Origin of the sequence: Limnospira platensis NIES-39 (assembly GCF_026000695.1) — a bacterium.
GTDB lineage: Bacteria > Cyanobacteriota > Cyanobacteriia > Cyanobacteriales > Microcoleaceae > Limnospira > Limnospira platensis.
Genome location: NZ_AP026945.1, coordinates 2,216,000 through 2,242,429, shown reverse-complemented (window position 1 = coordinate 2,242,429; position 26,430 = coordinate 2,216,000). Strand labels below are relative to the sequence as shown.

General features: G+C 44.8%; 39 protein-coding genes. 4 read left to right on the top strand and 35 right to left on the bottom strand.

The genetic code is table 11. From position 1 onward, the window contains the following. Positions 1-72 precede the first annotated feature (72 nt). The 25 genes from rpsK to rplC all read right to left on the bottom strand — a co-directional run bounded on the left by rpsK (position 73) and on the right by rplC (position 13,795). Positions 73-465, bottom strand: a complete 393-nt coding sequence (gene rpsK, locus N39L_RS11065; protein ID WP_006618077.1) for a 30S ribosomal protein S11 — start codon at positions 463-465, stop codon at positions 73-75. A gap of 89 nt (positions 466-554) precedes the next feature. After that, positions 555-938, bottom strand: coding sequence for a 30S ribosomal protein S13 (rpsM, locus tag N39L_RS11060; protein WP_006618078.1), 384 nt, complete (start codon positions 936-938; stop codon positions 555-557). Positions 939-1,224: 286 nt separating this feature from the next. After that, complete coding sequence (gene rpmJ, locus N39L_RS11055; RefSeq protein WP_006618079.1) at positions 1,225-1,338, bottom strand: 50S ribosomal protein L36; 114 nt, start codon at positions 1,336-1,338, stop codon at positions 1,225-1,227. A gap of 502 nt (positions 1,339-1,840) precedes the next feature. Next, positions 1,841-2,065, bottom strand: coding sequence for a translation initiation factor IF-1 (infA, locus tag N39L_RS11050; RefSeq protein ID WP_006618080.1), 225 nt, complete (start codon positions 2,063-2,065; stop codon positions 1,841-1,843). 221 nt (positions 2,066-2,286) lie between these two features. After that, a complete protein-coding gene (locus N39L_RS11045) occupies positions 2,287-2,865 on the bottom strand; it encodes an adenylate kinase (protein ID WP_006618081.1) in 579 nt (192 codons plus the stop codon). Next, entirely contained in the window at positions 2,865-4,181 is a 1,317-nt protein-coding gene (secY, locus tag N39L_RS11040; RefSeq protein WP_006618082.1) for a preprotein translocase subunit SecY, read from the bottom strand. Before secY ends, N39L_RS11045 begins: the two co-directional genes overlap by 1 nt. Positions 4,182-4,233: 52 nt before the next feature. Then, positions 4,234-4,704, bottom strand: coding sequence for a 50S ribosomal protein L15 (gene rplO, locus N39L_RS11035; RefSeq protein ID WP_006618083.1), 471 nt, complete (start codon positions 4,702-4,704; stop codon positions 4,234-4,236). 77 nt (positions 4,705-4,781) lie between these two features. Continuing rightward, positions 4,782-5,312 (bottom strand): 30S ribosomal protein S5, encoded by a 531-nt coding sequence (gene rpsE, locus N39L_RS11030; RefSeq protein WP_006618084.1) that lies wholly within the window; start codon positions 5,310-5,312, stop codon positions 4,782-4,784. Between the two features lie 50 nt (positions 5,313-5,362). After that, entirely contained in the window at positions 5,363-5,725 is a 363-nt protein-coding gene (rplR, locus tag N39L_RS11025; protein ID WP_006618085.1) for a 50S ribosomal protein L18, read from the bottom strand. A 3-nt stretch (positions 5,726-5,728) separates the two neighbouring features. Next, positions 5,729-6,268 carry a 50S ribosomal protein L6 gene (rplF, locus tag N39L_RS11020; protein WP_006618086.1) on the bottom strand — a complete coding sequence of 180 codons (540 nt, stop codon included), beginning with the start codon at positions 6,266-6,268 and terminating at the stop codon, positions 5,729-5,731. A 68-nt stretch (positions 6,269-6,336) separates the two neighbouring features. Continuing rightward, positions 6,337-6,738: a 30S ribosomal protein S8 gene (rpsH, locus tag N39L_RS11015; protein ID WP_006618087.1), complete on the bottom strand. Its 402-nt coding sequence runs from the start codon at positions 6,736-6,738 to the stop codon at positions 6,337-6,339. Between the two features lie 23 nt (positions 6,739-6,761). Then, entirely contained in the window at positions 6,762-7,307 is a 546-nt protein-coding gene (rplE, locus tag N39L_RS11010) for a 50S ribosomal protein L5 (protein ID WP_006618088.1), read from the bottom strand. Positions 7,308-7,436: 129 nt separating this feature from the next. After that, complete coding sequence (rplX, locus tag N39L_RS11005) at positions 7,437-7,793, bottom strand: 50S ribosomal protein L24 (protein ID WP_014275228.1); 357 nt, start codon at positions 7,791-7,793, stop codon at positions 7,437-7,439. Positions 7,794-7,796: 3 nt separating this feature from the next. Next, positions 7,797-8,165: a 50S ribosomal protein L14 gene (gene rplN, locus N39L_RS11000; RefSeq protein ID WP_006618090.1), complete on the bottom strand. Its 369-nt coding sequence runs from the start codon at positions 8,163-8,165 to the stop codon at positions 7,797-7,799. Between the two features lie 57 nt (positions 8,166-8,222). Further along, positions 8,223-8,471 (bottom strand): 30S ribosomal protein S17, encoded by a 249-nt coding sequence (gene rpsQ, locus N39L_RS10995; RefSeq protein WP_006618091.1) that lies wholly within the window; start codon positions 8,469-8,471, stop codon positions 8,223-8,225. Between the two features lie 104 nt (positions 8,472-8,575). After that, positions 8,576-8,791: a 50S ribosomal protein L29 gene (gene rpmC / locus N39L_RS10990; protein ID WP_006618092.1), complete on the bottom strand. Its 216-nt coding sequence runs from the start codon at positions 8,789-8,791 to the stop codon at positions 8,576-8,578. A gap of 79 nt (positions 8,792-8,870) precedes the next feature. Beyond that, on the bottom strand, positions 8,871-9,290 hold the full coding sequence (gene rplP / locus N39L_RS10985; RefSeq protein ID WP_006618093.1) for a 50S ribosomal protein L16: 420 nt from the start codon (positions 9,288-9,290) through the stop codon (positions 8,871-8,873). Between the two features lie 110 nt (positions 9,291-9,400). Then, complete coding sequence (gene rpsC, locus N39L_RS10980; RefSeq protein ID WP_006618094.1) at positions 9,401-10,129, bottom strand: 30S ribosomal protein S3; 729 nt, start codon at positions 10,127-10,129, stop codon at positions 9,401-9,403. Positions 10,130-10,196: 67 nt separating this feature from the next. Continuing rightward, positions 10,197-10,550: a 50S ribosomal protein L22 gene (gene rplV, locus N39L_RS10975; RefSeq protein WP_006618095.1), complete on the bottom strand. Its 354-nt coding sequence runs from the start codon at positions 10,548-10,550 to the stop codon at positions 10,197-10,199. An 84-nt stretch (positions 10,551-10,634) separates the two neighbouring features. Next, positions 10,635-10,772 (bottom strand): hypothetical protein, encoded by a 138-nt coding sequence (locus tag N39L_RS10970; RefSeq protein ID WP_157888690.1) that lies wholly within the window; start codon positions 10,770-10,772, stop codon positions 10,635-10,637. Beyond that, complete coding sequence (rpsS, locus tag N39L_RS10965; RefSeq protein WP_006617591.1) at positions 10,750-11,028, bottom strand: 30S ribosomal protein S19; 279 nt, start codon at positions 11,026-11,028, stop codon at positions 10,750-10,752. Before rpsS ends, N39L_RS10970 begins: the two co-directional genes overlap by 23 nt. Positions 11,029-11,075: 47 nt before the next feature. Further along, the gene (gene rplB, locus N39L_RS10960) at positions 11,076-11,939 is read right to left on the bottom strand and encodes a 50S ribosomal protein L2 (RefSeq protein ID WP_006617592.1); all 864 of its coding nucleotides are present in this window, start codon (positions 11,937-11,939) and stop codon (positions 11,076-11,078) included. 213 nt (positions 11,940-12,152) lie between these two features. Continuing rightward, a complete protein-coding gene (locus N39L_RS10955; protein ID WP_014275227.1) occupies positions 12,153-12,464 on the bottom strand; it encodes a 50S ribosomal protein L23 in 312 nt (103 codons plus the stop codon). Then, positions 12,454-13,086, bottom strand: a complete 633-nt coding sequence (gene rplD / locus N39L_RS10950) for a 50S ribosomal protein L4 (protein ID WP_006617594.1) — start codon at positions 13,084-13,086, stop codon at positions 12,454-12,456. Before rplD ends, N39L_RS10955 begins: the two co-directional genes overlap by 11 nt. Before the next feature lie 19 nt (positions 13,087-13,105). Next, positions 13,106-13,795: a 50S ribosomal protein L3 gene (rplC, locus tag N39L_RS10945; RefSeq protein ID WP_014275226.1), complete on the bottom strand. Its 690-nt coding sequence runs from the start codon at positions 13,793-13,795 to the stop codon at positions 13,106-13,108. Between the two features lie 659 nt (positions 13,796-14,454). Here rplC and N39L_RS10940 point away from each other — a divergent pair. Next, a complete protein-coding gene (locus N39L_RS10940; protein WP_006617596.1) occupies positions 14,455-14,754 on the top strand; it encodes a putative quinol monooxygenase in 300 nt (99 codons plus the stop codon). Beyond that, entirely contained in the window at positions 14,751-16,169 is a 1,419-nt protein-coding gene (locus N39L_RS10935) for a hypothetical protein (protein WP_006617597.1), read from the top strand. Before N39L_RS10940 ends, N39L_RS10935 begins: the two co-directional genes overlap by 4 nt. Before the next feature lie 11 nt (positions 16,170-16,180). On the opposite strand, the gene N39L_RS10930 is transcribed toward N39L_RS10935, so the two are convergent. The 3 genes from N39L_RS10930 to N39L_RS10920 form a co-directional block, all read right to left on the bottom strand. Next, positions 16,181-17,623, bottom strand: coding sequence for a sensor histidine kinase (locus N39L_RS10930; protein ID WP_014275225.1), 1,443 nt, complete (start codon positions 17,621-17,623; stop codon positions 16,181-16,183). A gap of 15 nt (positions 17,624-17,638) precedes the next feature. Continuing rightward, positions 17,639-18,316, bottom strand: a complete 678-nt coding sequence (gene rppA, locus N39L_RS10925) for a two-component system response regulator RppA (protein ID WP_014275224.1) — start codon at positions 18,314-18,316, stop codon at positions 17,639-17,641. 132 nt (positions 18,317-18,448) lie between these two features. Continuing rightward, entirely contained in the window at positions 18,449-18,838 is a 390-nt protein-coding gene (locus N39L_RS10920) for a NirD/YgiW/YdeI family stress tolerance protein (RefSeq protein WP_006617600.1), read from the bottom strand. Positions 18,839-18,979: 141 nt separating this feature from the next. Between N39L_RS10920 and N39L_RS10915 the strand changes: the two genes are divergently transcribed. Then, positions 18,980-19,843, top strand: coding sequence for a hypothetical protein (locus tag N39L_RS10915; RefSeq protein WP_014275223.1), 864 nt, complete (start codon positions 18,980-18,982; stop codon positions 19,841-19,843). A gap of 88 nt (positions 19,844-19,931) precedes the next feature. Here N39L_RS10915 and N39L_RS10910 read toward each other — a convergent pair whose 3' ends face one another. From N39L_RS10910 to N39L_RS10890, 5 genes are all read right to left on the bottom strand, one after another. Further along, positions 19,932-21,095, bottom strand: coding sequence for a cupin domain-containing protein (locus N39L_RS10910; RefSeq protein WP_006617602.1), 1,164 nt, complete (start codon positions 21,093-21,095; stop codon positions 19,932-19,934). 96 nt (positions 21,096-21,191) lie between these two features. Further along, positions 21,192-21,449, bottom strand: a complete 258-nt coding sequence (locus tag N39L_RS10905; protein ID WP_006617603.1) for a hypothetical protein — start codon at positions 21,447-21,449, stop codon at positions 21,192-21,194. 105 nt (positions 21,450-21,554) lie between these two features. Beyond that, positions 21,555-21,878 (bottom strand): hypothetical protein, encoded by a 324-nt coding sequence (locus tag N39L_RS10900; RefSeq protein ID WP_014275222.1) that lies wholly within the window; start codon positions 21,876-21,878, stop codon positions 21,555-21,557. A 79-nt stretch (positions 21,879-21,957) separates the two neighbouring features. Further along, positions 21,958-23,292 carry a hypothetical protein gene (locus tag N39L_RS10895; RefSeq protein WP_014275221.1) on the bottom strand — a complete coding sequence of 445 codons (1,335 nt, stop codon included), beginning with the start codon at positions 23,290-23,292 and terminating at the stop codon, positions 21,958-21,960. Between the two features lie 84 nt (positions 23,293-23,376). Next, complete coding sequence (locus N39L_RS10890) at positions 23,377-23,682, bottom strand: LapA family protein (RefSeq protein ID WP_006616142.1); 306 nt, start codon at positions 23,680-23,682, stop codon at positions 23,377-23,379. Positions 23,683-23,752: 70 nt separating this feature from the next. Between N39L_RS10890 and N39L_RS10885 the strand changes: the two genes are divergently transcribed. Then, on the top strand, positions 23,753-24,514 hold the full coding sequence (locus N39L_RS10885; protein WP_006616143.1) for a peptidoglycan-binding domain-containing protein: 762 nt from the start codon (positions 23,753-23,755) through the stop codon (positions 24,512-24,514). A 404-nt stretch (positions 24,515-24,918) separates the two neighbouring features. Here N39L_RS10885 and N39L_RS10880 read toward each other — a convergent pair whose 3' ends face one another. Then, the gene (locus tag N39L_RS10880; RefSeq protein ID WP_148261848.1) at positions 24,919-25,194 is read right to left on the bottom strand and encodes a hypothetical protein; all 276 of its coding nucleotides are present in this window, start codon (positions 25,192-25,194) and stop codon (positions 24,919-24,921) included. A gap of 52 nt (positions 25,195-25,246) precedes the next feature. Next, a complete protein-coding gene (locus N39L_RS10875) occupies positions 25,247-26,212 on the bottom strand; it encodes a glycosyltransferase family 2 protein (RefSeq protein WP_006619810.1) in 966 nt (321 codons plus the stop codon). Positions 26,213-26,430: the final 218 nt, after the last annotated feature.

Sequence of the window (26,430 nt, the reverse complement as noted above, 5' to 3'; positions counted from 1 at the left end):
TATCGGGGATGTAACTTCTCATTTTTCCAAACCTGTTACGGCTTTAGTTTGGGCGCACGCCACCAGGCTTTTTTACACCCTACGACGTTTGGGGGGACGACAACCATTGTGAGGAATTGGGGTGACATCACGAATTAGAGTAATTTCTAGTCCCGCTCCCTGCAATGCTCTAATTGCTGTTTCTCGACCTGATCCAGGGCCGCTGACCATTACTTCAATTTGCCGCATACCTTGGTCGGACGCTCGACGGCCAGCACTTTCAGCCGCCGTTTGGGCTGCAAAGGGAGTTCCTTTTTTGGCTCCCTTAAATCCTGTAGACCCGGCCGAGGCCCAAGATATTACTTCCCCGTTTTGATCCGTAATACTAACAATCGTGTTGTTGAACGTAGACTGAATGTAAGCCACCCCGTTGGGGACATTCCGTTTTTGCTTTTTGGGTCCAGTTTTTTTAGTTTGTCGCGCCATAGTTGTCTCTTTAACGACCTATTGAGTTGATTAACTGCCTACTGAATAATTGATTAATACAGTTGGCCCGTGCAAAGCCTCTCCATATACTATTTCTTGGAGGCAGCTTTTTTCTTACCTGCTACAGTTCGGCGAACTCCACGCCTGGTTCTGGCATTAGTTCTAGTCCGCTGACCCCGAACCGGTAATCCCATTCGGTGACGACGACCACGATAAGTACCAATATCCATCAAACGCTTAATGCTCATCGCTTCTAAGCGTCGCAGGTCTCCTTCTACTTGGTAGTTGGTTTGGATTACAGAACGTAAAGCTGCTACGTCCGCATCACTCAAATCCTTAACTCGGGTGTCGGGGTTGACACCTGTCTCCGCTAAGATTTCTTTGGACCGAGATAATCCAATTCCATAGATATAGGTCAGACCAATCTCGACACGCTTATCGCGTGGAAGGTCTACTCCGGCTATCCGTGCCACGTTTTTTTCTCCCTAATAATCGTGCTGTGCCAAAATTAATTACAGTGCTTAGTGACTGAGCTGCCGTGATCGGTCATAATAACAGTCATTAACTTCCTTTGACGAGGGTATCACTGGCTTGGGTTCACGGGATACTTGATTTAGGTTTCCCGCTACTTTCCTTTTTTACCGGTCTGTGTACAATAGACATCAACAGTTAAGATGGGTAGGGTGCGCCAGAAGAATCAATAATAATTGAATATGCGTCATTATGGCTATCTGACGCGCTTTACTACCCTCATCCTAACTATCCTTGTCTTTGCTTATGTTTGGGATTCGAGCAAATCACCATCACCCGCCCTCGACGGCGAATGACGCGACATTTTTCACAAATTTTCTTCACTGATGCTCTAACTTTCATGTCAACCTCATGGGAGTTTGGAAACCACTAGATTTAGCTGGCCGATTACAATTTTATGGATCATGAATTGCTCTAGCCCTACTGGGGCAGAAAGACAGAGGTGCTGTATCTTTCTATGGTTAGCCTGATTTAGGCTCTTTTCAGCACAAAGTTAGTTTGCTACTATGGTGTTACTGGTCGGCGGTACTTTCCCCAGAGTATTATTTGACAACTACGCCCTACGCCCAGGTAGTCCCGTTGTTGATTTTTAACTCTTTGGTTTGAGTGCTTGAGATTAGCGACCCCCCTATACCCTAGGAAATTCAACTATTGTCCATAACTTAGTTCCCCGGAAACATGGCTGTTCAACAGTCATATTTTTACAGGGGGGTGCTGACGCTATATAGAACGACACTAACTACTAATAGTAGTTTACAACAAATTCTTAATTATACCACAGGCTAAAAATTTTCAGCCAGGATTGAGGTAAATCAACCTGGAGCGATTCAGCGATGAGAGGAACCTATTTCTTTTTTAGTCGATAGGTGATCCGACCTTTGCTGAGATCGTAGGGGGTTAATTCTACCTTGACGCGATCGCCCGGTAGAATTTTAATGTAGTTGCGCCGGATTTTACCCGAAATGTGTGCTAGTACATTAAAACCATTGTCAAGATCGACTCTAAACATGGCGTTGGGAAGGGACTCGGTCACAGTTCCTTCCATTTCTATTAAGTCTTGTTTAGACAAACTGTTAGTTCCTCAATTCGGTAAATAAACCCCCCAGTAGGCGACTAAAATCATCCAACCAGGTAGAATTGCGTCCGGGCATGGGCCTGAGCGTGTTAACATATCTTATCAAAATCTGGTAATCATCTATGAAATCAACACAAATGACTAAGCCAGGATGAGAACCGCCGGGGGGAGATTTTGTTCCCAGATTGGTGAACCTGGATTCTCCATGCCAATAATTAGCTGGTAATTACCTCTTTTAAACTATCGGTTACTTCTTCCATAGAGCGATCGCCATTGATATGATGCAGTTGGTTACGGCTGCTGTAAAATTCAATCAACGGAGCCGTCTGTTCCCGATAAACCTGAAGGCGATGCAGAATCGTTTCTTCATGGTCATCTTCACGACCCCGCACCAGCAATCGTTTCAGGATGACATCATCTGGAACCTCTAAGTTAATGACCCAGACGTGATCTTTATCTGGAATTTTGCCCGTTTTCTCATCAACCGCCAACAAATGCTCTTGGACAAACTGAGCCTGGCTGACATTACGAGGGAACCCATCGAGAATCCAACCCGTTTCAGCATCAGGCTCAGATAAGCGATGAGTGACCATATCCAAAATCAGTTGATCCGGAACCAAATCACCCAGATCCATATAGGTTTTAGCCTGTTGACCTAGGGTAGTTTGCTTAGAGACATGATCCCTCAAAATCTCTCCAGTAGAAATGTGAGGAATTTTCATAATCTGAGCCATACGAGCCGCTTGGGTTCCCTTTCCCGAACCAGGCGGCCCCAAAAAAATCAATTCCCGCATTATTTTTTCACCATCCCTTCATATCTTTGAGAAATTACATAGGTCTGAACCTGCTTGGCGGTATCAATAGCAACCCCAACCAGAATCAGTAGAGAAGTAGCACCAAAGCCTCGGAAAGTAGGAACTCTGGTAGCGCTTTCCACGACAGTAGGAATAATTGCTACTAAACCCAAGAAAACCGCTCCCAAAAAGGTTAAGCGATTCAGAACCCGCTCAATATACTCACTGGTGGCGCGACCTGGACGAATTCCGGGGATACTAGCTCCCATTTTCTTCAAGTTCTGAGCCATATCTACGGGATTCATAATTAAAGAAGCGTAGAAATAGCTAAAGAACAGAATCATCAGCAAGTAAAAGGCAATATAGACCCAAGGAGCAGGTCCTCCGGGACTCAGATAAGTAGAAATTTGTACCAGAATCGGATTATTAGCAAACTGGGAGATAGAAGCCGGAAGAATCAAAACTGCCGAAGCAAAGATAATCGGCATCACCCCGCCTTGATTTAGACGCAAAGGCAGATAGCTACTTTTTTCGCGATAGAGTTTGCGACCCACTTGGCGGCGAGCCGAAACAATAGGAATACGACGGGTTCCCTCTTGTACAAAAACAATCCCAACAATCATGGCTAGGAAAATCAATAACAAGATCACAACTCGTCCTACAATAGCGCTATCACCACTTTGAGCCAATTCAATGGTACTGCCCAAGGATTGGGGTAGAACTGCCACAATGTTGATAAAAATGAGCAGGGAAGCGCCATTACCGATACCCCGTTCTGTAATCAGTTCCGATACCCACATGACAAACATAGATCCAGCAGCCAGAGCCAGGACTACTTCAGCCATAACTATGAACTGTGGTTGATTGGGATTTTGAGCAAAGGGACTGACCCAAATGGCAATACCAATACTTTGCAATATCGCCCACCCCAAAGCCACATAGCGGGTAATTTGGGATATTTTCCGCCGTCCGGCTTCCCCTTCGTTTTTTTGCAAATCTTCTAAAGTGGGGAGAGCCGCCGTCATCAATTGCATGATAATGGAGGCGTTAATATAGGGTAGAATTCCCAGGGCAAAAATACCCAGGGCTGAAAATCCACCCCCGGAAAATAGGTCCAGAAAACCGATAAAGGGGGTGTTTTGAATGTTTTGGCTAAATGCTTGCCGATCAATGCCTGGGATAGGCAGGAACACGCCCAAACGGACTAGAATAAGCAGACCAATGGTTACGAGAATACGACCCCGTAAACCAGCAGCCTGAGCCATCTGCATAAATGTTTCCTGTGCAGTTGGCGTTTTTTCTCGACTGACGACCATGAAGGACTACCTCTTGAAAACACTATTGGGAATGTACAGAGCAAGCTAATGCTTAACCTTCCGGGCTGGTGTTTCTGGCTCCTAAGACTTCACAACTTCCCCCGGCTGCTTCAATTTTAGATCGAGCGCTTTGGGTGAAGGCTGCTGCTTTAACCTGAAGTGCCACATTTAGTTCTCCATCTCCCAAAATCTTGAGCGGTCCACGGTCAGTGGTAATAATTCCGGCCGCAATTAGAGAGGATAGAGTTACTTCGCTGTTGGCACTCAGAGAATCCAGACGACCCACATTAATGGTAGTGTACTGTTTTCGGTTGATCAGAGGAAAGCTTTTTAATTTAGGTAGTCGTCGATAGAGGGGGTTTTGACCTCCTTCAAATCCGGGTCGGGTGCTGCCACCGGAACGCGATTTTTGACCACGCATTCCTTTTCCACAACTAGCACCTTGTCCGGCAGAAACCCCACGACCAAGGCGACGGCGACGTTTTTGGGAGCCAGCTTTGGGCTTGGCGTCTTGTAATCTCATGGTTGTCTCAGTGCAGTGTAATTAATGGGTTATCAGTGAGAGGCAATTTAGGAATTGCCCCGATAGTCCAATTCAGATTAAGCATAAAGCTGTTCGATGGGGATACCCCGTTCTTTGGCCACATCGGATAGAGTCCGCAATCCTGATAAAGCATTAATGGTGGCGCGGGCGTTATTAAGGGGATTACTAGAGCCTAGCTGTTTAGCTAGAACGTTTTTAACCCCGGCTAGTTCTAGCACGGTGCGGACAGCTCCCCCAGCGATTACCCCTGTACCTGGGGCCGCAGGTCTAACAATAACTTGAGCGCCACCTCCCACACCATTGGCGGGGTGAGGTAGAGAGTTAGATTTGGTTAGGGGAATCTCGACGACATTTTTGCGGCCATCGGCGACACCTTTTTTAACGGCTCCGATAACATCTGCTGCTTTCCCGACACCGACACCAACCTGACCTTTTTCGTTACCAACGATAACAATGGCACGGAAGCTCAGTTTTTTACCGCCCTTAACTACTTTAGTTACACGGCGAATTTGAACGACCCGTTCTTGCCATTCGGATTCTTTTTCTTTGGTGCGAGTATTTTTTTTCCGACGTTGCTGTTCTGCCATACTTTTAGTTCCTGATTGTTAAGGGCAATTATAAATTGCCCGTCAGCTTATTAAAATTCTAACCCGGCCTCTCTAGCTGCGTCTGCCAAGGCTTTAACGCGGCCATGATAGATGTAACCTCCCCGGTCAAAGACGACGCGCTCAATTCCTTTGGATAGGGAGCGTTGAGCGATTAGTTGACCAACTTTAACAGAGGCATCACAGGTGGCCCCGGTTTTCAAGTCAGCAGTTATTTCGGGGTCTAAGGTAGAGGCGGCAACTAAGGTGTGTTGCTGGCTATCGTCAATCACCTGCACATAGATGTGCTTGTGAGAGCGAAACACAGCCAATCTAGGACGCTCTGAAGTTCCTAGGACTTTGCGCCGAACTCGACGGTGACGGCGCTGACGGGAATCGTTACGAGTAAGTTTCATGATCTATTTTTTCCCTGCCTTACCAGCTTTACGTCTGACTTGTTCTCCGGCGTAGCGAATGCCTTTACCTTTATAGGGTTCTGGGGGTCGCACGGCGCGAATTTTAGCGGCCATGTTGCCGACAAGTTCTTTATTAATTCCGCTAACAATGACATTGGTGTTATTTTCAACGGCTACGCTGCAACCTTCTGGGGGAACCATTTCCACCGGTTTGCTGTAGCCGACATTTAAGATCAGGTTTTTACCTTGAACCTGAGCCCGATATCCCACGCCTTGGATTTCCAGTCGCCGTTCAAATCCTTGGGAAACTCCATCCACCATGTTGGCTACCAGGGTGCGACAGAGACCATGACGCTGACGGGCGACGAGGGATTCATCCCGACGCTTAACGATTAGTGTGTCTCCTTCGAGGGAGAGGATAACTTCGTTGGGTAATACGCGGGAAAGCTCCCCTTTTGGTCCTTTGACGGTGACTTTTTGGCCGTCTAAGGTTAGGGTAACTTTGGCGGGAATCGGAATTGGACGCTTACCAATTCTAGACATAATCCTTGTTTAATGGTCGATGAGCAGTGTTTAGGGGTGCAGGAGATAGGTGGCTGTGGGTAATGGATTTACCACACATAGCAAAGCACTTCTCCGCCTAAGCCCTGAAGGCGGGCTTCTCGGTCGGTCATTACCCCACGGGAGGTAGAAATGATCGCAATTCCAATTCCACCTAAAACGCGGGGGAGTTCTTTGCGGTTTTTGTAAACGCGCAAACCTGGACGGCTAACTCGTTTAAGGGTGCGGATAGTAGGGGTGCGGGTTTTGGTGTTGTATTTTAGTGAAACCACTAAATGCTTTTTGACCCCAGCACCTGCTTCTTCAAAGTTGGCAATAAAGCCTTCATCCTGAAGGACTTTGGCAATACTGCGGGTCATTTTGGTGGATGGAATTTCTGTGGTTTGATGCCGCGCCATGCAAGAGTTGCGGATGCGCGTTAACATATCTGCAATAGTGTCGTTCGTCGCCATAGTTGTCTCGTTATTTTACTGCCTCAGTTCTCCCGGAAGGGCATTCCCATTTCTTTAAGTAAGGCACGCCCTTCTTCATCTGTCTGGGCTGTGGTAACAATTGAAATATCCAGACCTCGAATTTGATCGATGCGATCGTAGTCGATTTCAGGGAAGATCAGTTGTTCTTTGACTCCCAGACTGTAGTTACCCCGACCGTCAAAACTTTTGGGACTAATGCCACGAAAGTCTCGAATGCGAGGTAGGGCTAGGTGAATTAGACGTTCCATAAAGGCATACATCCGATCGGAACGAAGTGTCACCATTACCCCTACGGGCATTCCTTGACGGATTTTAAAGCCGGCGATCGCTTTTTTAGCGCGGGTCACTACTGGTTTTTGTCCGGTAATAATCGCCAATTCATTAACTGAAGATTCTAGGGCTTTGGCATTTTGGGATGCTTCACCCAGTCCTCGGTTAATCGTAACTTTAACAACCTTGGGAACCTGATGGATGTTCTCATATTTGAACTGTTCCATCAATTTAGGAACGATGGTTTCCTGATAGGTAGTTTTGAGTGGAGATGTCATAGTTGCTGTCTGTCCTAGATACATTCCCTGGGCTTGGTCAGGGATAATAAAAACGAGTTTTTAACAGAGTCCACCTGTCCAGTCAGGGCGGTTTTTCAACCCACCCCGGGGGAGAAAGTGTGCTATTGATTAATCAATAACTTCCCCGGTTTTTTTGAGCATTCTGACCTTGCGCCCGTCTTCCGTAAAGGTGTATGAAACACGACTGGCGACTTTTTCTTTGGTCGAATACAGCATCACATTAGAACTGTGAATAGGAGCTTCAAAGTTGACAATACGGCCGCCCTCACCCTCTTGTTGAGGTTTAACGTGCTTGGTACGGACATTAACATCTCTGACAACCACTTTACTTAATTTAGGTAAAGTGGATATCACCTCTCCAACTTTTCCTTTATCTCGTCCAGCAATTACCTGAACAGTATCCCCTTTTTTGACGTGCATTTTGTAGCCCCGGGGCGGAGCCAATTTGCGCTGACGCTTGGGCATAGTTTAGAGTACCTCCGGTGCAAGGGAAACAATTTTGGTGAAATTTTTGTCCCGCAGTTCCCGTGCCACAGGTCCAAATACACGGGTTCCCCTGGGGTTGCCATCCTGGTTAATGATCACGGCTGCATTATCGTCAAAGCGAATACTCATACCGCTATCTCGGCGTAGTCCTTGGCGACTGCGAACAATCACAGCTCGAACGACATCGGATTTTTTGACGGTCATGTTGGGAATTGCATCTTTAACCACAGCGATGATCACATCACCAATAGTGCCGTAGCGACGATTTCCCCCACCCAGGACGCGGATACACATAAGTTTGCGTGCGCCGCTGTTATCTGCCACATTAAGTATGGACTGCTGTTGAATCATGGTATTTCGCGGTTATAGCGTAATTTGGGGTTCAAGATAAACAGAAACAGGTGAGAATTACTGGTTAGTTTTGTTGATAATTTCAACTACGTTCCAGCGTTTAGTGCGACTCAGGGGGCGGGTTTCCCGAATCCGAACCCGATCGCCTTCTTGACAAGTATTTTCCTCATCGTGGGCTTTATACCGTTTGGTATTCACCACAATTTTTCCATATTTAGGGTGAGGGGAGCGGTTTTCAATAGCTACCACCACAGTTTTTTGCATTTTATTGCTGACGACTACGCCAACTCTTTCTTTAACTGCCATGATTGTGAGAAATGAAAGATCAATGATTGTTGCTGATACATGAGAAAGGCTCTATTAAGAGTCATAAACAAGGGCGATCGAATCTACTTAGGAATTAGGGATAACTAAGCCGGATTCTGATTTTTGAGTTGTCGTTCCTTTTCCACGGTCAGTAACTGTGATAATCGATGTCGGGTGTGTCTAATTTCATGAGGTTTTTCCAAGCGTCCTGTAGCTTTCAGGAGGCGCAGATTAGCGAGTTGTTTTTTAATTTCCAGGATTTGCTCAGACAGGTCATCATCATTTAACTGTCGGGCATCTTCAATTTTAGGAAGAGCCATAATTATTTCCTCGGTACAATTAGCGGGCAGTTTTGCGGGTTAATGTGATTAGTAGAGGCAGGAGCCGAGCCAGACCTTACTAGGATTGTGAATCTTCCCGTGTGAGAAACTTAGTTTTAATCGGGAGTTTAAAGGAGGCTAGGCGCATAGCTTCGCGGGCGACCTCTTCAGAAACACCGGCAATTTCAAACATGATGCGTCCAGGTTTGACAACAGCGACCCAGTATTCTGGGGCACCTTTACCGGAACCCATACGGGTTTCTGCGGGACGCATAGTGACAGGTTTATCAGGGAATACACGAATCCAGATTTTCCCACCCCGGCGAATATAACGAGTCATTGCCCGACGGGCTGCTTCAATTTGGCGGGAGGTAATCCAAGAGGGTTCAAGGGCTTGTAGGGCAAAATCACCAAAGTTGATATTGTTGCCGCGAGTTGCCTGACCCCGCATTCGACCCCGCTGTTGTTTGCGGAATTTAGTTCTTCTTGGGCTTAACATGATCGCAAATAGTAGTGAGTGGAGTTAATGGGACAGAGGTCTACCCGACAGGGAGATAAGTCTTAGGGTGTGGGTTATCAACCTACCCAGATCGCGCCTACTAGAACTTTTTATGTATCACTAGAGCGGTCATCATACTTTTGCCGTCTGGGTGTACGGCGGCTTTTCGGCGCTCTTGTATTAGGTGCGGGGGTTTCTTCCTGACCGGGAATAATTTCTCCCTTAAACACCCAAACTTTGACACCGAGGATGCCGTAAATAGTGAGAGCGGTGCAATAGGCATAGTCAATATCAGCTCGTAAGGTGTGTAGGGGAACACGACCTTCACGGGTCCACTCAGTCCGAGCAATTTCTGCTCCGTTTAAGCGACCACTGACCTGGATTTTAATGCCTTCAATGCCAGCTTTTTGGGCGCGAGTAATAGCTTGGCGGACAACTCTACGGAAGGAAACCCGTTTTTCAAGTTGGGCTGCGATATTTTCAGCAATGAGGGTAGCATCGGCATCAACCCGGGATACTTCCACAACGTTAATGCGGATCTGGCGATTACTGCCGAGTTCTTTCTGAAGTCCTTGGCGGAGGGAGTCAATTCCGGTACCACCACGGCCAACGACCACACCTGGTCTAGCGGTCAGCACTTCCAGGTCAATTTGATCAGCTTTGCGTTCAATGCGAACATCTGAGATGCCAGCATTGCTGAGATTTTTCTGAATGTACTGACGGATGGTGTAGTCTTCCTGCAAAAGTTGCGGATACTGACCAGCATCAGCAAACCAGCGAGATTTGTGTTCTTGGGTAACTCCAAGGCGGAAACCAATTGGATGTATTTTTTGTCCCATAGCAGCTTAATAATTTAGTCTGTACGACAGGTAATGGGTAATGGGTAATGCTAATCTTCCCTATTCCCTATTCCGCAGGGGCGACTGTCACGGTAATGTGACAGGTAGGTTTGCGAATGGGATAAGCTCGACCTTGGGCGCGAGGGCGGTAGCGTTTCAGGCTTGGTCCCGCGTCGGCGAAGGCTTGGGAAACGATCAGAGTGGCCGGGTCTAAACCCTGGTTATGTTCAGCGTTAGCAACAGCCGATCGCAGAACTTTCAAGACAGGAGTACAGGCGCGGTAGGGCATAAACTCCAGGATAATCAGGGCTTCGCGATAGCTACGTCCGCGAATTTGATCAAGTACCCGCCGGACTTTCAAGGGGGACATTCTTATGTAACGAGCGATCGCTTTTACTTCTGATGTAGTGCTAACTGCCATAGGTTTCTCCTTGATTCAGGCGTGATGTAGGTGTGGGGGGGGGGTCGGTCAACAATGCGGGCGCTTTCTCCCTTCGCAAGTTTTTCAAAACACTGGTGGGGAATTAGGTTTCACAAAAGAACCCGCCCCTACTGTTTTTTCGTCAAAAACCGCAGAACCCGCCGCCACTCCACCGTCAATCAGGCGAGGGATGCGCCACTTATCGGCGGGCTTTTTTATCACTTTTAGCGTGACCCCGGAATGTCCGAGTGGGAGCAAATTCTCCCAATTTATGTCCCACCATTTGTTCATTGACAAATACGGGGACGTGCTGACGGCCGTTATGAACAGCGATAGTATGACCAACCATTTGGGGAACAATGGTGGAGGAGCGCGACCAAGTTTTGATCACTTCCTTACGATTGTCAGCGTTGAGTTTTTCGATTTTGACCAGCAGATGATCGGCCACAAATGGACCTTTTTTTAGCGATCGAGACATGGTATATGTTTAGGATTGCAATGATTCGCTCTTTAGTCGGCGGTTGATTAGCTCTGACGGCCACCTTTGCCTCGTTTCGAGGATTTCCGACGGCGGCGGACAATTAAAGCTGTGCTGCGTTTTTTCTTGTTTCTAGTTTTAGCTCCCAGGGCTGGTTTACCCCAAGGCGTAACCGGACCACTGCGACCAATAGGGGCGCGTCCTTCACCACCACCGTGGGGGTGATCAACCGGGTTCATGACACTACCGCGCACGGTGGGACGTTTACCGAGCCAGCGATTACGTCCAGCCTTACCAATGCTGATATTTCTGGCATCCACATTGCCCACCTGTCCAATGGTGGCATAGCAACGGGCGGGGATTTTCCGTTGTTCACCCGATGGCAGTTTCAGGGTGACATAATCCCCTTCTTTAGCCATAACCTGAGCGGAGGCTCCGGCTGCTCTTACCATTTGTCCACCCTTACCGGGAATCATTTCCACGTTGTGGATTGATGTTCCCAAGGGAATTTTGGATAGGGGTAGGGCGTTGCCCACTTCAATGGGGGCATCAGGTCCAGATACAATCACCGTCCCGACAGCCAAGCCTACAGGGTGGAGAATATAGCGTTTTTCGCCATCCACATAGTTAAGTAGGGCAATTCTAGCGTTACGGTTGGGGTCGTATTCAATCTCAGCGACTTTAGCGGGCACATTATGTTTATCCCGGCGAAAGTCAACAATCCGATATAGTTTTTTATGTCCACCACCCCTATGGCGGCAGGTAATGACACCGCGATTATTACGACCTTTAAGGCGGTGTTTAGAGAGGGTTAGAGATTTTTCTGGCTCGGATCTAGTAATTTCTGTAAATTCCGAGACAGTATGTTGGCGTGTGCTTGGAGTATAAGGTCGGTAGAAACGAATTGCCATATAGTCGATCCTCTGTCTGTTTCTGTGGAAGTTAGAGATCTAGATTTCCGGATAGGGCCAGAAAACTCGATCGCTGTAATGTCGGTGTTCAAGAATTACCCGGGTCAAGGTGGGTCACTATATACCCGATATGTGCTACGCACAGGGGCGCAAGCGATCGCATTTTTTTATAGGTATTCAGAATGCGGCCAACCCCCGTTGTACCCGACACCATTAGACTTCAGGGAAGAGGACTTTTCTCAAGGCTTCCCCGTCTTCGAGGGTAACGATCGCCCTTTTATAGCGGGGTTTATACCCAACGAAACGGCCGACCCTACGTTGTCGCCGGGGAGGATTCTGGGTATTAACACTCAGAACCTTAACCGGAAATAGCAGTTCAACTGCCGCTTTAATAGTTGGTTTATCCGCCCTAGGATCGACATCAAAAGTAAACTGATTTAGCTCCATTTGAATTGTGGCTTTTTCAGTTACAATTGGTCGTCGGATCACATCAGCTAAATCACGGGTTTGAAACTCAGTCACCATAAACCTCCTGAATTTTCGCCAGGGCATTAGCAGTGGTTACTATTTTGTCTGCTGCCAGAACATCATAGACATTCAAGCTATCTGCCAGACAAATTCTCATTTTCTCCACATTCCGACCCGACAAATAGACATTTTCCTGTTTTTCAGGTAGTACCAGCAGCACTTTAGCGGATGATGAAACTCCCCAACGTTCCAAAGCCGCCGTCAAGTCTTTAGTTTTCGGGCGTGGCAGTTGGGTAACAAATTCTTCCACCACCACGATATCGTCTACCCGACTCTGAAACGCCGTTCTCAAAGCCAACCGACGTTCTTTGCGGTTCATTTTAACGCTGTAATCTCTCGGCTTCGGCCCAAAGATCACACCACCACCGCGCCATAGTGGAGAACGAATCGAACCTGCCCGCGCCCGTCCTGTTCCTTTTTGTCTCCAGGGTTTACGGCCACCGCCCCGCACTTCCGAGCGAGTTTTAGTGCTGGCTGTTCCCTGTCTAGCTGCTGCCTGCTGACGTACTAAGGCTCTATGGACGATGTGGGAGGCATTTTCTTCTTTAGCAACTTTCAGTTCCAGGGTCGTCTGTCCGACTTCTTCCCCGTCCCAGTTGCGAATTATACAGTCAACCATTTTTCCCCCTGTCTTCTCTCTACTTGCCACCCACCAGGTTGGCTGGTTTGATATTAAGCAAGCCACCGGTTTTGCCGGGGATTGATCCTTTAATTAGCAACAGGTTCCTTTCTAGGTCAACCCGCACGATTGTCAGTTTCCTAGTGGTAATCTGTTTCCCGCCATAACGTCCGGCCATTTTTTTGCCGGGATAAACGCGGCCTGGTGTGGTTCCGGGTCCGATGGAACCTGGTAGGCGGTGGTTTTTGGAACCGTGAGCCATTGGTCCGCGTCGGAAGTTATTACGTTTTTGGTTTCCCGCAAAACCTCGACCCATGCTAATGCCTGTCACATCGACTATTTGTCCGGGTTCAAAGGCATCTACCTTGACTTCCTGACCTAGTTCAAAGTTATCGGTACTTTCTAGCCGATATTCTTTAAGGTGACGAACTAAGGGGCTGTTGGATTTGGTTAGGTGTCCCTGTTCAGCATGGCTGAGGTATTTATTAACCTCTTTATCTGGGGATTTGCGGGTGTTTAATTTGCGGGTTTTGTTAGGAACTTCACCATAACCTAGCTGGATGGCCGTATAGCCATCGGTGGCTTCGGTCTTCACTTGGGTGATTGTGCATGGCCCGGCTTGAACTACGGTGACGGGAATCGCTTTTCCGGTCTCTGTGTCAAATACCTGAGTCATGCCTAGCTTGGTGCCGAGGATACCTACAGACACTTAAACTGGCCTCTCTTTTCTACGCATTACAATAGGGCGGAATTTTCCACTGACTAAATCATGGTTAACCCGCCAGTTAACGATGCTTGTGGCATCATAATTTAAACCCGATTTTGGGCAGACAAACCCACCGTCTCTCCGGCTTAGGCGCTAGGATAGACGTGCGTGGTTGCCTGGAAGTATATTCAGGCTATCAACTTGTTTAAGCTGTTCCCAGACTGAAGCCTAAGCCTCAGTGCGGCCCGATGTCGCTAGGACTTGAGCAGATATCTACTCAGTATCCGTTGATTTTGTTGCTCAGGGTCAAACTAGCATCAGGTTTGACCGAGTTTACTGTTAGCGCTTGGCAATTTCGGCGAAGCTGCTGTAGCTTAGAGCCATTGATGTCATAGGAGAATTCCTAACTAAGTAGTTGCCTATGCTTGGCAAATCCTATAGGTTAGCTATCCTTACGCCAACAGTTATACTGCAATTTGATCACGATTCTTGATTGTATGTGATATCTGTGCTTTCGTCAAGTCTATTTTTAACATTTATGTTTTGGCTCAATCGGCGATCGCCTGAAAGGGGAATGGTGGGAGTTATGGTGGTGATGGGTTGTTGCGGAAATTAAACTAAGGAAGTAGGGTAGGGTAGTTCACGGATTGGGGACGCTGGCCATGAGTCAATTAACAGTTGTAGCGAGAATCAAAGCTAAAGCCGGAGTACAAGAGAAAGTTCATCAGGAGTTACGGAAACTCATTCCGCTGACTTTAGCTGAAAGTGGATGTCTCAATTATGATTTACATCGGTCGATTGATGATCCGACTTTATTTTTGTTTTATGAGAACTGGGAAAGTCGTTTGTTGTGGGAACAACACATGGCGGCGGATCATATTAAAACATTCCGGGAAAATACAGAAGGTTTAATCGAAAAGCTGGATATTGATTTATGGACGCTGGAGGGTAATCTAGGATGAAGTCGTTTAAATCTGTTTTGGCTAGTTGTCTAATTCCCGCCATAGCCTTGTTGACGGGAGATGTGGCGATCGCTCAGACTGTAGAACCGGAGCAATTGACCATTGCTGGCGATCGCACATCAAAACAAGTCCGCCAGCTTTACATTAGAACCGATAGCGCCGTCAGAGATTTACAGGTGCTTCCGTTTGACCTCAGTGGAACTAATGGGGTGTCGGTGTTTCCTGGGGAGGCGATCGCCGCTGGGGAAATGCAGCCAATTCTGGGTAAGGCGAATGAGGTGATTGTACCCGTGGTGTTTAACTTACGCCAGGCTCCTGATAGTGGTGAATTTGTGGGAACTGTGCGGCTAAGTTACTCTGGGGGACAACTGGCGATTCCGGTGACGTTAAGGGTTAAAGACCATTGGTTTTTACCCCTGGTAATGCTGGTATTTGGGACAGGATTAGGAATTGTCATCTCTGCTTATCGCGACGAAGGACGACCGAGAGATCAGATTTTGATGCGGGTAGGACAGCTTTATGCTCAGATGGAAGAAGATCCAGATATCGATAAGGCTAAGGAGTTTAAGGGTCGCATCAATGCTTATTTAGTTGAAGTGAAGATGGAACTTCAGGGGGAACGCTGGGAAGAAGCGGCGCTGATTATTGATCGCGCTGAGGGAACTTGGCGGCGTTGGGTGATGGGAAGGTCTGATTGGTTGGCGCAGTTTGAATATAGCGATCGCCTCAAACAGAAGTTAGAGGATTATGATGCTACCACTACCTTTGTGCGGATGGTAACTTGGGATTTAGATGATGCTCTGAACACTGCGCCAGAGTTGGAAGGTCCGCCTCAATTGCGTCAGAAGTTGGAGGAGATCGCCAAACAAATTAACAGTTATGCTCCTTTAAAAAAGGATATTGAGGAACTACAAAAACGCCTCCCCGTTGAAAGTGATGATGACCAAAAGCCTCTGGCTGCAATTATTCGCCAACTCGATCGCCAGGTTGACCGTTTAACCCCCATGGAGTTACAAAAAGATGAAACTGTCGGTCGTCAGTTAGAACAGCTCAAAGTTCAGGTCGATGAACAAAGTCTGGCTGAGTCGGATTTGGTTTCTAAGGGATTAGGATTTATGTCCGGTTTGTCTTTAGTGGCTCTCCCTCCGGCTACTCATTACAACGCTTCTTGGAGTGAACAAGCAGCCTCGGCTAATTTGCGGATTAGAGCCTTTGTTTGGACCAGTTATGCGTTGGCGGTGGTGCTGTTAGCCGGAGCCGGTTTTACTGAGTTATATGTGGCTAATTCGACTTTTGGCGCTAACCCTTCTCGGGACTATTTTACTCTCATGGCTTGGGGTTTTGGAGCCGAGGCGACCAGGGATGCGATCGCTAAGGTGGTTCAGAGTTGGGGTTTACCTGGCTTGAAGTCTTAGGAGTTACTCAATTAGTGAATCAGGGGCAATTTTATCGTAAATTTAGTACCTTTGTTTAGGGTACTAGCTACGTTAATTTCGCCCCCATGAGCTTTGATAATTTGTTGGGCGATCGCCAATCCTAACCCCCAACCACCAGAGGCTTTAGAACGCTTTAAATCCGCTCGATAAAATCGCTCAAACACATGGGGCAATGCTTCAGCAGCAATGCCAATTCCAGTGTCTTCTACTTCCAATATAGCATATTTTTCCGAGTTGTGCAAGTTAATTTTAATCATTCCTCCGGGGGGAGTGTAGCGACCGGCGTTGCTGAGAAGGTTGGTGATCACTTGTTTTAACAAACTGCGATCGGCTAATACGCAAATGGGGGTTAATGGTAGGTTAGTTATTAATTCTAAGGATTGACTTTTCAGGGGAGTTATCCACTCCGAAGCGATCGGGAATATCAGTTGAGTTAAATCAAGTTTTTGTATAGACTCAGGTGCTAGTAAGCCTTCATGTCTGGCGAGAAATAATAAATCACTGACTAAGGAACTCATCTGTTTAGTAGTTTTGACAATGTTTTCTAGTCTTCGATGCAATGATGGGGGGATTTCATCCAAATCCTCTAATTCTAGTAAAGCCACCTGACCATTACTTAATACAGCCGCTAAAGGCGCTCTTAATTCATGGGAAGCATTAGCAGTAAATCTTTGCAGTTGGTCACAGACATTTTCTAACCGTTGATTAGTGATTTTTAAGTTAATCTGACGCTGGGACAATTCTTGTTCTAATTGATAAAACAGATGAATAGTGAACATAGTAGCGATCGCACTAATCACCCCAGAAAAACATAAGAAAATCCAGGTTAATTGTCGATATTCATCTCGATGTTGGATGCGTTCAATTAGTAGTTTTTCTTCATTTTCAGCAAAGATATCAATAGCTTGACGTGCTTGATTCATCGTTTCTTGACCTTTAGCCAGCCAATCATATAAAGACTCAATGGGTACTAAAGTATCATTGCGTCCGCGAATCCTAATTAATTCTTGTTGGAGGATTATTTTTTTTTCAAAATTAGCGATATTTTCATCAATATAAAACCTGACATCTTCCAAGTATTCCAATTGTTCAGCATTGTCTTGTACCAAATCTTGTAAAGTGTCTAAAACTCGAGGAATTATACTTTGAGCATGATGATAACGCTCTAAAAACTCATCTCGTTGAGTCAGTCCATATCCTCTCACTCCAGTTTCTGCATCAAGTAAAGCGTTTAAAAGTTGTTTAGTTTCTAATCTAACATTCTGGGTATGTTGTACCCAAGCCTCGTCTTCAATTATGTTAAATTTTAACCAAGAAAAAGCTAATAATACTACCAATAAAAAACTCACTGGAATCGCTATAATTGCCGTACCTCGCCATCTAATAGGTAGAGATATCCAACGTTTTTGGAGTTTAGTAATTAGCTTAACCATAGATATTTGTAATGTTTAATTATTCGGAGGTTCGAGGCGATAACCCATGCCATAAACAGTTTTAATCCAACTGTCAACTTCTATGGCTGTCAGGGTTTTGCGGAGTCGTTTAACTCTCGCTACTACCGCATTGCTTTCCGGTTCTTCTCCCCATTCCCATAGTGCTTGTTCTATTTGATTATGAGTGAGGACTTGGTGGGGATGACGCATCATATATTCTAATAGTTGAAAGTCGCGGCTTTTCAGCTTTAAGCTATCATTCCCCCATGTTAAAATCATAGTATCGAGATTTAATGATAATCCTTGTACTGCTAAGATATCCCCCACCCAAAGAGGCGATCGCCTTCTTAAAGCTCTAATTCTAGCTAACAATTCTTGTAGGTCTACTGGTTTAACTAAATAATCATCTGCGCCAGCGTCCAGTCCCATAACTTTATCAGCCGTCGTATCTTTAGCCGTCAGCATTAACACCGGCGCTGTTTTCCCCATTTGGCGATAATTTTTACATAAAATAATACCATCTTCACCCGGTAACATCCAATCTAAAATCAACAGATCATAGTCAGTTTCATTCATTAACCACAAGGCGGTTGTGCCATCTTCTACCCCATCAACAATATGTCCATAACGAGTTAAAGCTGCATGAATTGGCTCCCGTTGTTCTGGGTCGTCTTCTACCAATAAAATCCGCATTTGTACTTATACCAAAATAGACTATATATAGTTATTATATTAATAGCTAAATTTTGGCAGCCATGTCAAGCTATCCCCTCCCGGTGAGGGAGAGGACAGGAATTGACGGTAATTAATGCTTATGAACTGCTGTTATCGAGAGCTTTGGGAAGCAGAATTTCGTCTTCTGTAACCACCTGACCAAGGTGGGGGACCCTGTGGATCGCGAATAAAAATCACTTCGCCATTACTGCGAGTAATAGTGAAAGCATCAAAGTCATAGTCATCATATTTACCTGTGACTGTGACCTGTTCTCCGGGTTGTAAATTCAGTTGATGATGGCGCATGGGTCCAGCATCAACAATAATTTGTCCGGTTCCGTCGTCTAAGATAAAGTCATTACCTACCACACTGCGAATTGTACCAGATATAGTAACTCCTGAATGACGCTGTAAATTTTGAATAGAAACTTGTGCATTCGCGGCTGGAACGCCTATAGTTAATAGTGCGGAAGTTAGTAAGGCTGTAATAGTTGCTTTCATAAAGTTTGATGGTGACTGCACTGCCTTACATAGTAAACTGCAAATATGACCAAAAAATGACAGCGGCTAATTGGTGATCAGCATTACAGTTATGATTAACTTGGGTGATAATATTAACTCTAACTACGGGATGATTTAACTATGGCTAAAATTGCTCAAATTGGCTCGGTTTTGGGAGTTGATGAACAAGGCTTTATTATTCGGAAAGCTAATATTGACAAAATTGTGGAACCTTGGCGATCGCTAGTTGATGAAATTGTCACAGCTTATCTTAATCATTGGTCTGACCAAGTTCATAGCATTTATATTCGCGGGTCTGTCGCCGTAGGACAAGCTATTCCCTTGATTTCTGATCTTGATAGTTTCGCCGTCGTTTCCGGGAATTATAAACACTGCGATCGCGCTTGGTTTGATGCTTTTAATCAGCAAGTTAGCCAAAAATATCCCTTCTGTAAGGGAGTCGAATTGTCACCTATTTCAGGCGATCGCTTACGGGATTTTGATGATTATGGTTATGAGGGTTTGCGAATGCTAATTGTCACTCAAGCCGCCTGTGTTTACGGACAAGATATCTCTCCAGAATTGCCAAAGTTTAAGCCTGATATCGATGCGGTTAGTCATGCTTTTGACTTGTCCGAAGATATCCAGGAAGTCAGTTTTGACCTATTATATACAACCCCTCAAAAGCCACCTAATGAACAAACTGCTTATGTTCATAAACTCGGTCAGTGGATTATGAAAAGGATCCTCCGGTCTGGCTTAGAAATTGTCATGGAACGTCATCAATGTTATACCCGTGATTTATATCCTTGTTATCAGATTTTTTCCGAATATTATCCCGCACAACAAACACTCATGTATCAAGCCTTAAATTGGTCAATTAATCCCCTTGATTCACCCCAGCAAATTGTCGATTTTTTGGCAACTTTTGGTTCTTGGTTGGTCGCCGAAATTGATCACGTTTATCCTCCCCAAATTTCTGATGATTTCCTCTTGACAAACTAGCCGACTTGCTCTATTATATTATCATGGGAAAATGTGCCGACATATATAATAGCTTTTCAACCTAAAAGCTGTGATTAATAAACGCCGTTTATGGATGGGAGATAACCAGCAAAATTCCAGCTTTAACCAAACGCGACAGTAGGGGAACAATTTCTGTATCCCAGTCAAAATCTTGTAACCATTGTTGTATGTCTAAGCCACTAAATTCTGTGGATGTAAAAATTTTCTCTAATATATCTTGGTCAAGTCCGATCAGAGATATTTTCTTACCCCCAGTTTTAATTTCAAATTTACCCGTGGGAGTTAATTGAGTAATATCGACGGGTTGCTGAGGACGATAGAATTTAGTCTGCTTACCTTGGGGGAAGATATCATAGCCAATTTGACTGGGAAAGCCTAATTGTAAGTCAGGTTGTCCTTGTAAAAGTTGTTCATCTAAGTAGCGATTAATTAAATCCTCGGACTCCAATATTTCTAGCCAGTTTTGGACTAGGTTTTGTAGATGTTGGCGGCAGTTTTCTCGATGGGATTTATTTAATAAAGGTAAATTTTTTCGCCATTGTGGATGTTGTTGCAATTGACTGGTTAACCAATCACTAAAATCAATACCAGTTTGACAGTCAATTCCCAGGGTTAAATGCAAAGAAGGTTCATCAATTGCTATAGCATAATGCCAATGTCCACGGGGTATATAAAGCAGATCGCCAGGGTTAATAATTGCGTCTATATAGGGTTGAGTATCAGGGGGAGAAAACTGGGAAGATCGATTTTCACTCAGGGGATAAATAAAGGTATCTGAAAAAACTCGCCAGTGTTTTCTACCGGAAATTTGCAGGATGAAAACTTCGTGGGAGTCGTAATGACAAGCAAAGCCTTGATGTCCGGGAAATGAACAATAACTATTGACTTGGCTACGATGTCCGATTTCTATGCGTAATAAGGCTACCATTTTGGCGATCGCTTCTATTTTTTCATGAAGTCGATCGATAATAAGAGTAGCGCCTTCCTGACATTGTTTAATTATCTGTTCATTGTTGGTAATTTCTGGCAAAGTTTCCCCAGCTTTAGCTAATCTGATTTCTGGGTGTTTTAAGGGATAATAGTTGAGTAAATTATTGAGTTTTTGCCACGAAAACAAATTGGCAAATTTTTGATGATTATCACCAGGAATTAGCACAGCTTTTTCAGTCCAATATTTATCGAAAAATTCGCTAATTGGTAAAGGGTGCAATAATTCGGTTAAGGTCTGCATTGATAGATAGAAAACGAAATTTTAATAACCATTAGGGGGAGATTAATCCCCCTAAGTATAGCCTAAATTCACAACATTTCAAGACTAATCATTTAGTTAAGACCATCTGCTACGACGGTTACGGGAAGCACTACCCTTATCATTATCATAATCATAATCGACATCATTATCTCTATCAGAATCAGCCAGTAAATTAGCATCATCCCTAGGTAAGATATTGGGTAGGTCTTCAATGTCGATCTGAATGCGATTTACGGGGGTTAGTGATGGGGGATTTATGGCGGCTTGACCAGCTTCCGCAAAACCGATAATAGCGAAGGATAACAGGGTCGCAATTTTCCAGGAAGGTTTCATCGAAGCATCTCCTAAAGAGTTAAATTTGAGTATTGAGATGGTAATTTATGATTACCCTAAGTATAGCCTAAATTGACAAATTTATCAATGTTTATCAAGTGGTGACTATCTTTGACGACGACCAGCATTAGGACGGTTAACTCGGCGGGGAGTTTGACCATTAAAACGACCAGCATTAGGACGGTTAACTCGGCGGGAATTCCGACCTCGATCATTGTCATAATTAAAATCGCGATCGCTATTATTAAAACGATTTGCTAGTAAATTAGCATCCTCCCCAGGTAGGATATTGGGTAGGTCTTCAATGTCGATCTGAATGCGATTTACGGGGGTTAGTGATGGGGGATTTATGGCGGCTTGACCAGCTTCCGCAAAACCGATAATAGCAGCGAAGGATAACAGGGTCGCAATTTTCCAGGAAGGTTTCATCGAAGTATCTCCTAAATCAATGTTTTTTGTGTTAAATGAAAAGCCGGGATTAGTTTATAGATGATAGTGGCTGAAACTATTAGTTAAAACGACGAGATCTACCGTGGTCATAGTCAAAATCAGGCTGATCATAATTATAATCGCGATCGCCTACTGTTGGGGATGTCCTATTACCCGGATTTAAGGGAGGGTTAGGAATGTTATTAATTGGCGCAAATTCGGGATTATTAATATCAGTAATTTCCATCTGAATACGATTGGATAATACTGGATTTATCGGAGGAATTGAAGGGGGTGTAAAACCCATCATTGGTGGCTGGTTAGGTAGAACCGGCGAACCGTCCAGACGGGTCAAACTGTAAGCATCAAAATCATAGTCATCAAAATTTCCAACAATGGTTAATATTTCTCCCGGAATGACAGTGACCATTCCTTCACCTTGGGGAATAGCATCTACCAAAATCGGTCCGATATCACTTTGGAAGAAAAAGCTATCCGGTTCAGTTTGGCTAATTACTGTACCTGAGAGAGTCAGAAATTCTGGATTTATCGGAGGAATTGAAGGGGGTGTAAAACCCATCATTGGTGGCTGGTTAGGTAGAACCGGCGAACCGTCCAGACGGGTCAAACTGTAAGCATCAAAATCATAGTCATCAAAATTTCCAACAATGGTTAATATTTCTCCCGGAATGACAGTGACCATTCCTTCACCTTGGGGAATAGCATCTACCAAAATCGGTCCGATATCACTTTGGAAGAAAAAGCTATCCGGTTCAGTTTGGCTAATTACTGTACCTGAGAGAGTCAGAAATTCTGGATTTATCGGAGGAATTGAAGGGGGTGTAAAACCCATAATTGGTGGCTGGTTAGGTAGAACCGGCGAACCGTCCAGACGGGTCAAACTGTAAGCATCAAAATCATAGTCATCAAAATTTCCAACAATGGTTAATATTTCTCCCGGAATGACAGTAACTATTCCTTCACCTTGGGGAATAGCATCTACCAAAATCGGTCCGATATCACTTTGGAAGAAAAAGCTATCGGGTTCAGTTTGGCTAATTACTGTACCTGAGAGAGTAGTTAATCCGACACCTGTTAAAGAGTCTATATTAGGTGGTATAGTCATGGGGGGAATGCTTGATAAACCTAACACCGTAGACCCATCAGGACGGATAATATTGTTAGTGTCGATTTCGCGACCATTCCATTCTCCTACTTGGAGAGTGATGATTTCTCCAGGCATTAAACCAAGTTGCCATGCGGGGAGAGGGGAGACATCAACAATGACTTCTGAACCGTTGATAGGATAGAATAGAAAGTCATCGCCGTTATCAATTAGGCTACCGACAGTCCCAGAAACCATCGCACCAGGAATAAAGTTGTGATCAAGGGGGAATAACTCGCTAAAAGCCATCTCAGTTGTTTCTTTCTTGGGGGTTGAAATATACCTTATTAAAGAAAGATGACCTAAATATGACCATTGGGAAATTTGGAGAGTTTACCTTTGATGGTAGATAAATATACCGATCGCACCAGTAATTAAGCCGATCGCCAAGCTGAAGGCCAAAACTACCCCTACAGGTATGTTAATTGACTCGAATATCATAAACTGTAGGGAAACCGGGGTGGCATTTTGGACGGATAATATAGCAACGGCGGTCATTCCCACTGCGAGAATGAGGCTGGCGGTGAAGGGAAATAGTGCTTTCATGGTAATTTGGGTATTAGTATAGCAACAAAAAGGCGGAAATATTCCGGGGGCGGTCGGTGGAAGTTTGCAGAAGACTTCCAGGGTTTCAGTCACCCGATCGCGATCGCCTGTATTGCTGAGGGTTTAAACTGAATCATATTATACAAACCGTGAGGCTAGACCAATGGTAGATTGGCGTAACTATACGAACCGAGAACTGCGTTTTGTTCTTTATGGCTTGGGCTATGGTGTCCCAGTGAATAATGATTCTCCCACAGATGCGATCGCTCAACAAGGCATTCGCGCCTTCCAACATGATCGCAATTTGGTTGTTGATGGTATTGTCGGAGACAAGACCCAAGCCGAGATGGCTGCCATTGTCAGCAGTCTGCATAATCATCTTAATATTGTAGTGCGGCCGAATCCTCCCTTACCGGGAAATCAGTTTTATGGTCCGAAAACTACCGCCGCCGTTAAGGATTTTCAGAAAAGGTATGATTTACCCGTAACTGGGGTGGCTGATACCTATGTCCGTGATAAATTAGAGGATACAGCCTATTGGTGGGAAAATCGACCCCAACCAGATCCAGTTAAGCCTATTTATTTACCTAAAGATTTTGCCGAGACTATTAAAGGCTTAGGATATGCTAATATTTCGTCATTTCAGCGAGATTATGATATACCCCAAACTGGGACAGCCAACCCAGAAACCCAGGAAATTTTAGCGAAAATTGTTCGGAATCTTCAGCACAATTTAAACTTAATATTCCAACCTCGTCCTCTCATTGCTTACAGCGAGATTTATGATCATCGGACTGAGGAATATGTGGGTAAGTTTCAGCAGCAGTTAGGATTACCCATAACTAAAACGGCTGATTTGTCACTGCGTAAGCGTTTGGATCGTTGGGCGAGAAATAAGTGGCTGTTAGGATCAGTTAGTTATTAAATATCACCCGATCAGGTCATGCGATCGTAGGATGTCGCACTTCCGACCATGTTAGATGATTAAATTAGTAAGAATCCATTATAACCTCAAGTAATGCACAAGCTGCCTTGGTTTATGGGCAGCTTTTTTTGTGCTTGAGCTAGGAATAATTAACCTGACATGGCTATAATCCTTGTAGGGTGCGTCACAGAGTGATCATCTTCATAAAAAACGCCAAACTTGATGATGTGACGCACCAGGAAACTTGAACTAGGAATAATTAACCTGACATGGCTATAATCCTTGTAGGGTGCGTCACAGAGTGATCATCTTCATAAAAAACGCCAAACTTGATGATGTGACGCACCAGGAAACTTGAACTAGGAATAATTAACCTGACATGGCTATAATCCTTGTAGGGTGCGTCACAGAGTGATCATCTTCATAAAAAACGCCAAACTTGATGATGTGACGCACCAGGAAACTATAATCCTTGTAGGGTGCGTCACAGAGTGATCATCTTCATAAAAAAACGCCAAACTTGATGATGTGACGCACCAGGAAACTATAATCCTTGTAGGGTGCGTCACAGAGTGATCATCTTCATAAAAAAACGCCAAACTTGATGATGTGACGCACCAGGAAACTATAATCCTTGTAGGGTGCGTCACAGAGTGATCATCTTCATAAAAAAACGCCAAACTTGATGATGTGACGCACCAGGAAAATGCCTTAGTTTATGGGCAGCTTTTTTTATTCATTATCAACAATGCCATAGGTATCTCGAATCAAATAGAGAGGTCTTCTTTTAACTTCCGCATAAATTCTGCCTAAGTATTCACCAATTACACCTAAACTAATAAGTTGAACTCCTCCCATAAATAGAATGGCTACCATTAAGGATGCGTAACCGGGAACATCAATGCCAAAAATTAAAGTTCTTACTATTAAAAATAGGGCGTAAATAAAAGCCCCAAATGATATCAATAATCCCATATAACTCCAAACTTTGAGGGGGAGGGCGCTAAAAGAGGTAATCCCTTCGATCGCCAAATTCCACAATTGCCAATAGTTCCATTTTGTCCGACCTTTATATCTCGGTAAGCGGTCATATTCTAGGGCGGTTTGTTTGAACCCTACCCACGCAAATAAACCCTTCATAAATCGATGAGTTTCGGGGAGTTTTTTTAAGGCTTCCACTACCTGACGATCCATCAATCGAAAATCTCCAGTGTCTTGGGGAATGTGAACCGGAGTCATCTTTTGCAGAAGCCGATAAAAACCATTGGCGGTTATCTGTTTCAGCCAGGTTTCTCCATGTCGCGATCGCCTTTTCGCGTAAACTACATCATAACCTTCTCGCCACTTTTCCAGCATTTCTACAATTAATTCCGGTGGGTCCTGTAGGTCAGCATCAATAGGAATGACTGCTGCACCTCTAGCATGATCTAAACCCGCTGTCAAAGCAATTTCTTTGCCGAAATTCCTTGACAAGTTAATCACTTTAATGTTATTATTGAAATGGTGGTGTTTAATAAGTTTGGCTAAGGTATCATCCTGACTGCCATCATTAACACAGATAATTTCATAGGTAATATGCAAAGGTTGAATCACAGCCAGCAACCTAGATAATAAGTAATCGAGGTTAGGTTCTTCGTTGTAGCAGGGAGCGACAATTGAGAGTTGAACTGTGGTGGGTTTTGCTGATGGTGGCAACACTGTAGAAATCAATTTATATTAACTCAAATTATATTAATAAGTGGTGCGTCAGGAGATAATTGTCCGGTGAGAATTGAGAGAGTCGGTTTCTGACACACCCTACGGAAAGACTAACCGGGTTAGTTAGTGGTGCGTCAGGAGATAATTGTCCGGTGAGAATTGAGAGAGCCGGGTTATGACGCACCCTACGGAAAGACTAACCGGGTTAGTTAGTGGTG

Excerpts from the sequence above, each read along its gene's own strand:
- rplD (WP_006617594.1), bottom strand. The coding sequence starts at position 13,086 with ATGGTTGACTGTATAATTCGCAACTGGGACGGGGAAGAAGTCGGACAG.
- N39L_RS10915 (WP_014275223.1), top strand. The coding sequence starts at position 18,980 with ATGGCTAAAATTGCTCAAATTGGCTCGGTTTTGGGAGTTGATGAACAA.
- N39L_RS10900 (WP_014275222.1), bottom strand. The coding sequence starts at position 21,878 with ATGAAACCTTCCTGGAAAATTGCGACCCTGTTATCCTTCGCTGCTATT.
- N39L_RS10935 (WP_006617597.1), top strand. The coding sequence starts at position 14,751 with ATGAAGTCGTTTAAATCTGTTTTGGCTAGTTGTCTAATTCCCGCCATA.
- rplX (WP_014275228.1), bottom strand. The coding sequence starts at position 7,793 with ATGCCCAAGCGTCAGCGCAAATTGGCTCCGCCCCGGGGCTACAAAATG.
- rplO (WP_006618083.1), bottom strand. The coding sequence starts at position 4,704 with ATGAGATTACAAGACGCCAAGCCCAAAGCTGGCTCCCAAAAACGTCGC.
- N39L_RS10885 (WP_006616143.1), top strand. The coding sequence starts at position 23,753 with ATGGTAGATTGGCGTAACTATACGAACCGAGAACTGCGTTTTGTTCTT.
- N39L_RS10905 (WP_006617603.1), bottom strand. The coding sequence starts at position 21,449 with ATGAAACCTTCCTGGAAAATTGCGACCCTGTTATCCTTCGCTATTATC.
- N39L_RS10940 (WP_006617596.1), top strand. The coding sequence starts at position 14,455 with ATGAGTCAATTAACAGTTGTAGCGAGAATCAAAGCTAAAGCCGGAGTA.
- N39L_RS11045 (WP_006618081.1), bottom strand. The coding sequence starts at position 2,865 with ATGCGGGAATTGATTTTTTTGGGGCCGCCTGGTTCGGGAAAGGGAACC.
- rplB (WP_006617592.1), bottom strand. The coding sequence starts at position 11,939 with ATGGCAATTCGTTTCTACCGACCTTATACTCCAAGCACACGCCAACAT.
- rpmC (WP_006618092.1), bottom strand. The coding sequence starts at position 8,791 with ATGGCTCTTCCTAAAATTGAAGATGCCCGACAGTTAAATGATGATGAC.
- N39L_RS10955 (WP_014275227.1), bottom strand. The coding sequence starts at position 12,464 with ATGGTGACTGAGTTTCAAACCCGTGATTTAGCTGATGTGATCCGACGA.
- N39L_RS10920 (WP_006617600.1), bottom strand. The coding sequence starts at position 18,838 with ATGAAAGCAACTATTACAGCCTTACTAACTTCCGCACTATTAACTATA.
- rpsQ (WP_006618091.1), bottom strand. The coding sequence starts at position 8,471 with ATGGCAGTTAAAGAAAGAGTTGGCGTAGTCGTCAGCAATAAAATGCAA.
- rplV (WP_006618095.1), bottom strand. The coding sequence starts at position 10,550 with ATGGCAGTTAGCACTACATCAGAAGTAAAAGCGATCGCTCGTTACATA.
- rplE (WP_006618088.1), bottom strand. The coding sequence starts at position 7,307 with ATGACATCTCCACTCAAAACTACCTATCAGGAAACCATCGTTCCTAAA.
- rpmJ (WP_006618079.1), bottom strand. The coding sequence starts at position 1,338 with ATGAAAGTTAGAGCATCAGTGAAGAAAATTTGTGAAAAATGTCGCGTC.
- rplR (WP_006618085.1), bottom strand. The coding sequence starts at position 5,725 with ATGAAACTTACTCGTAACGATTCCCGTCAGCGCCGTCACCGTCGAGTT.
- N39L_RS10930 (WP_014275225.1), bottom strand. The coding sequence starts at position 17,623 with ATGGTTAAGCTAATTACTAAACTCCAAAAACGTTGGATATCTCTACCT.
- rplP (WP_006618093.1), bottom strand. The coding sequence starts at position 9,290 with ATGTTAAGCCCAAGAAGAACTAAATTCCGCAAACAACAGCGGGGTCGA.
- rplN (WP_006618090.1), bottom strand. The coding sequence starts at position 8,165 with ATGATTCAACAGCAGTCCATACTTAATGTGGCAGATAACAGCGGCGCA.
- N39L_RS10895 (WP_014275221.1), bottom strand. The coding sequence starts at position 23,292 with ATGGCTTTTAGCGAGTTATTCCCCCTTGATCACAACTTTATTCCTGGT.
- rpsC (WP_006618094.1), bottom strand. The coding sequence starts at position 10,129 with ATGGGACAAAAAATACATCCAATTGGTTTCCGCCTTGGAGTTACCCAA.
- rpsE (WP_006618084.1), bottom strand. The coding sequence starts at position 5,312 with ATGGCAGAACAGCAACGTCGGAAAAAAAATACTCGCACCAAAGAAAAA.
- rpsK (WP_006618077.1), bottom strand. The coding sequence starts at position 465 with ATGGCGCGACAAACTAAAAAAACTGGACCCAAAAAGCAAAAACGGAAT.
- rppA (WP_014275224.1), bottom strand. The coding sequence starts at position 18,316 with ATGCGGATTTTATTGGTAGAAGACGACCCAGAACAACGGGAGCCAATT.
- rpsH (WP_006618087.1), bottom strand. The coding sequence starts at position 6,738 with ATGGCGACGAACGACACTATTGCAGATATGTTAACGCGCATCCGCAAC.
- rplF (WP_006618086.1), bottom strand. The coding sequence starts at position 6,268 with ATGTCTAGAATTGGTAAGCGTCCAATTCCGATTCCCGCCAAAGTTACC.
- N39L_RS10910 (WP_006617602.1), bottom strand. The coding sequence starts at position 21,095 with ATGCAGACCTTAACCGAATTATTGCACCCTTTACCAATTAGCGAATTT.
- secY (WP_006618082.1), bottom strand. The coding sequence starts at position 4,181 with ATGGTCGTCAGTCGAGAAAAAACGCCAACTGCACAGGAAACATTTATG.
- rpsS (WP_006617591.1), bottom strand. The coding sequence starts at position 11,028 with ATGTCTCGATCGCTAAAAAAAGGTCCATTTGTGGCCGATCATCTGCTG.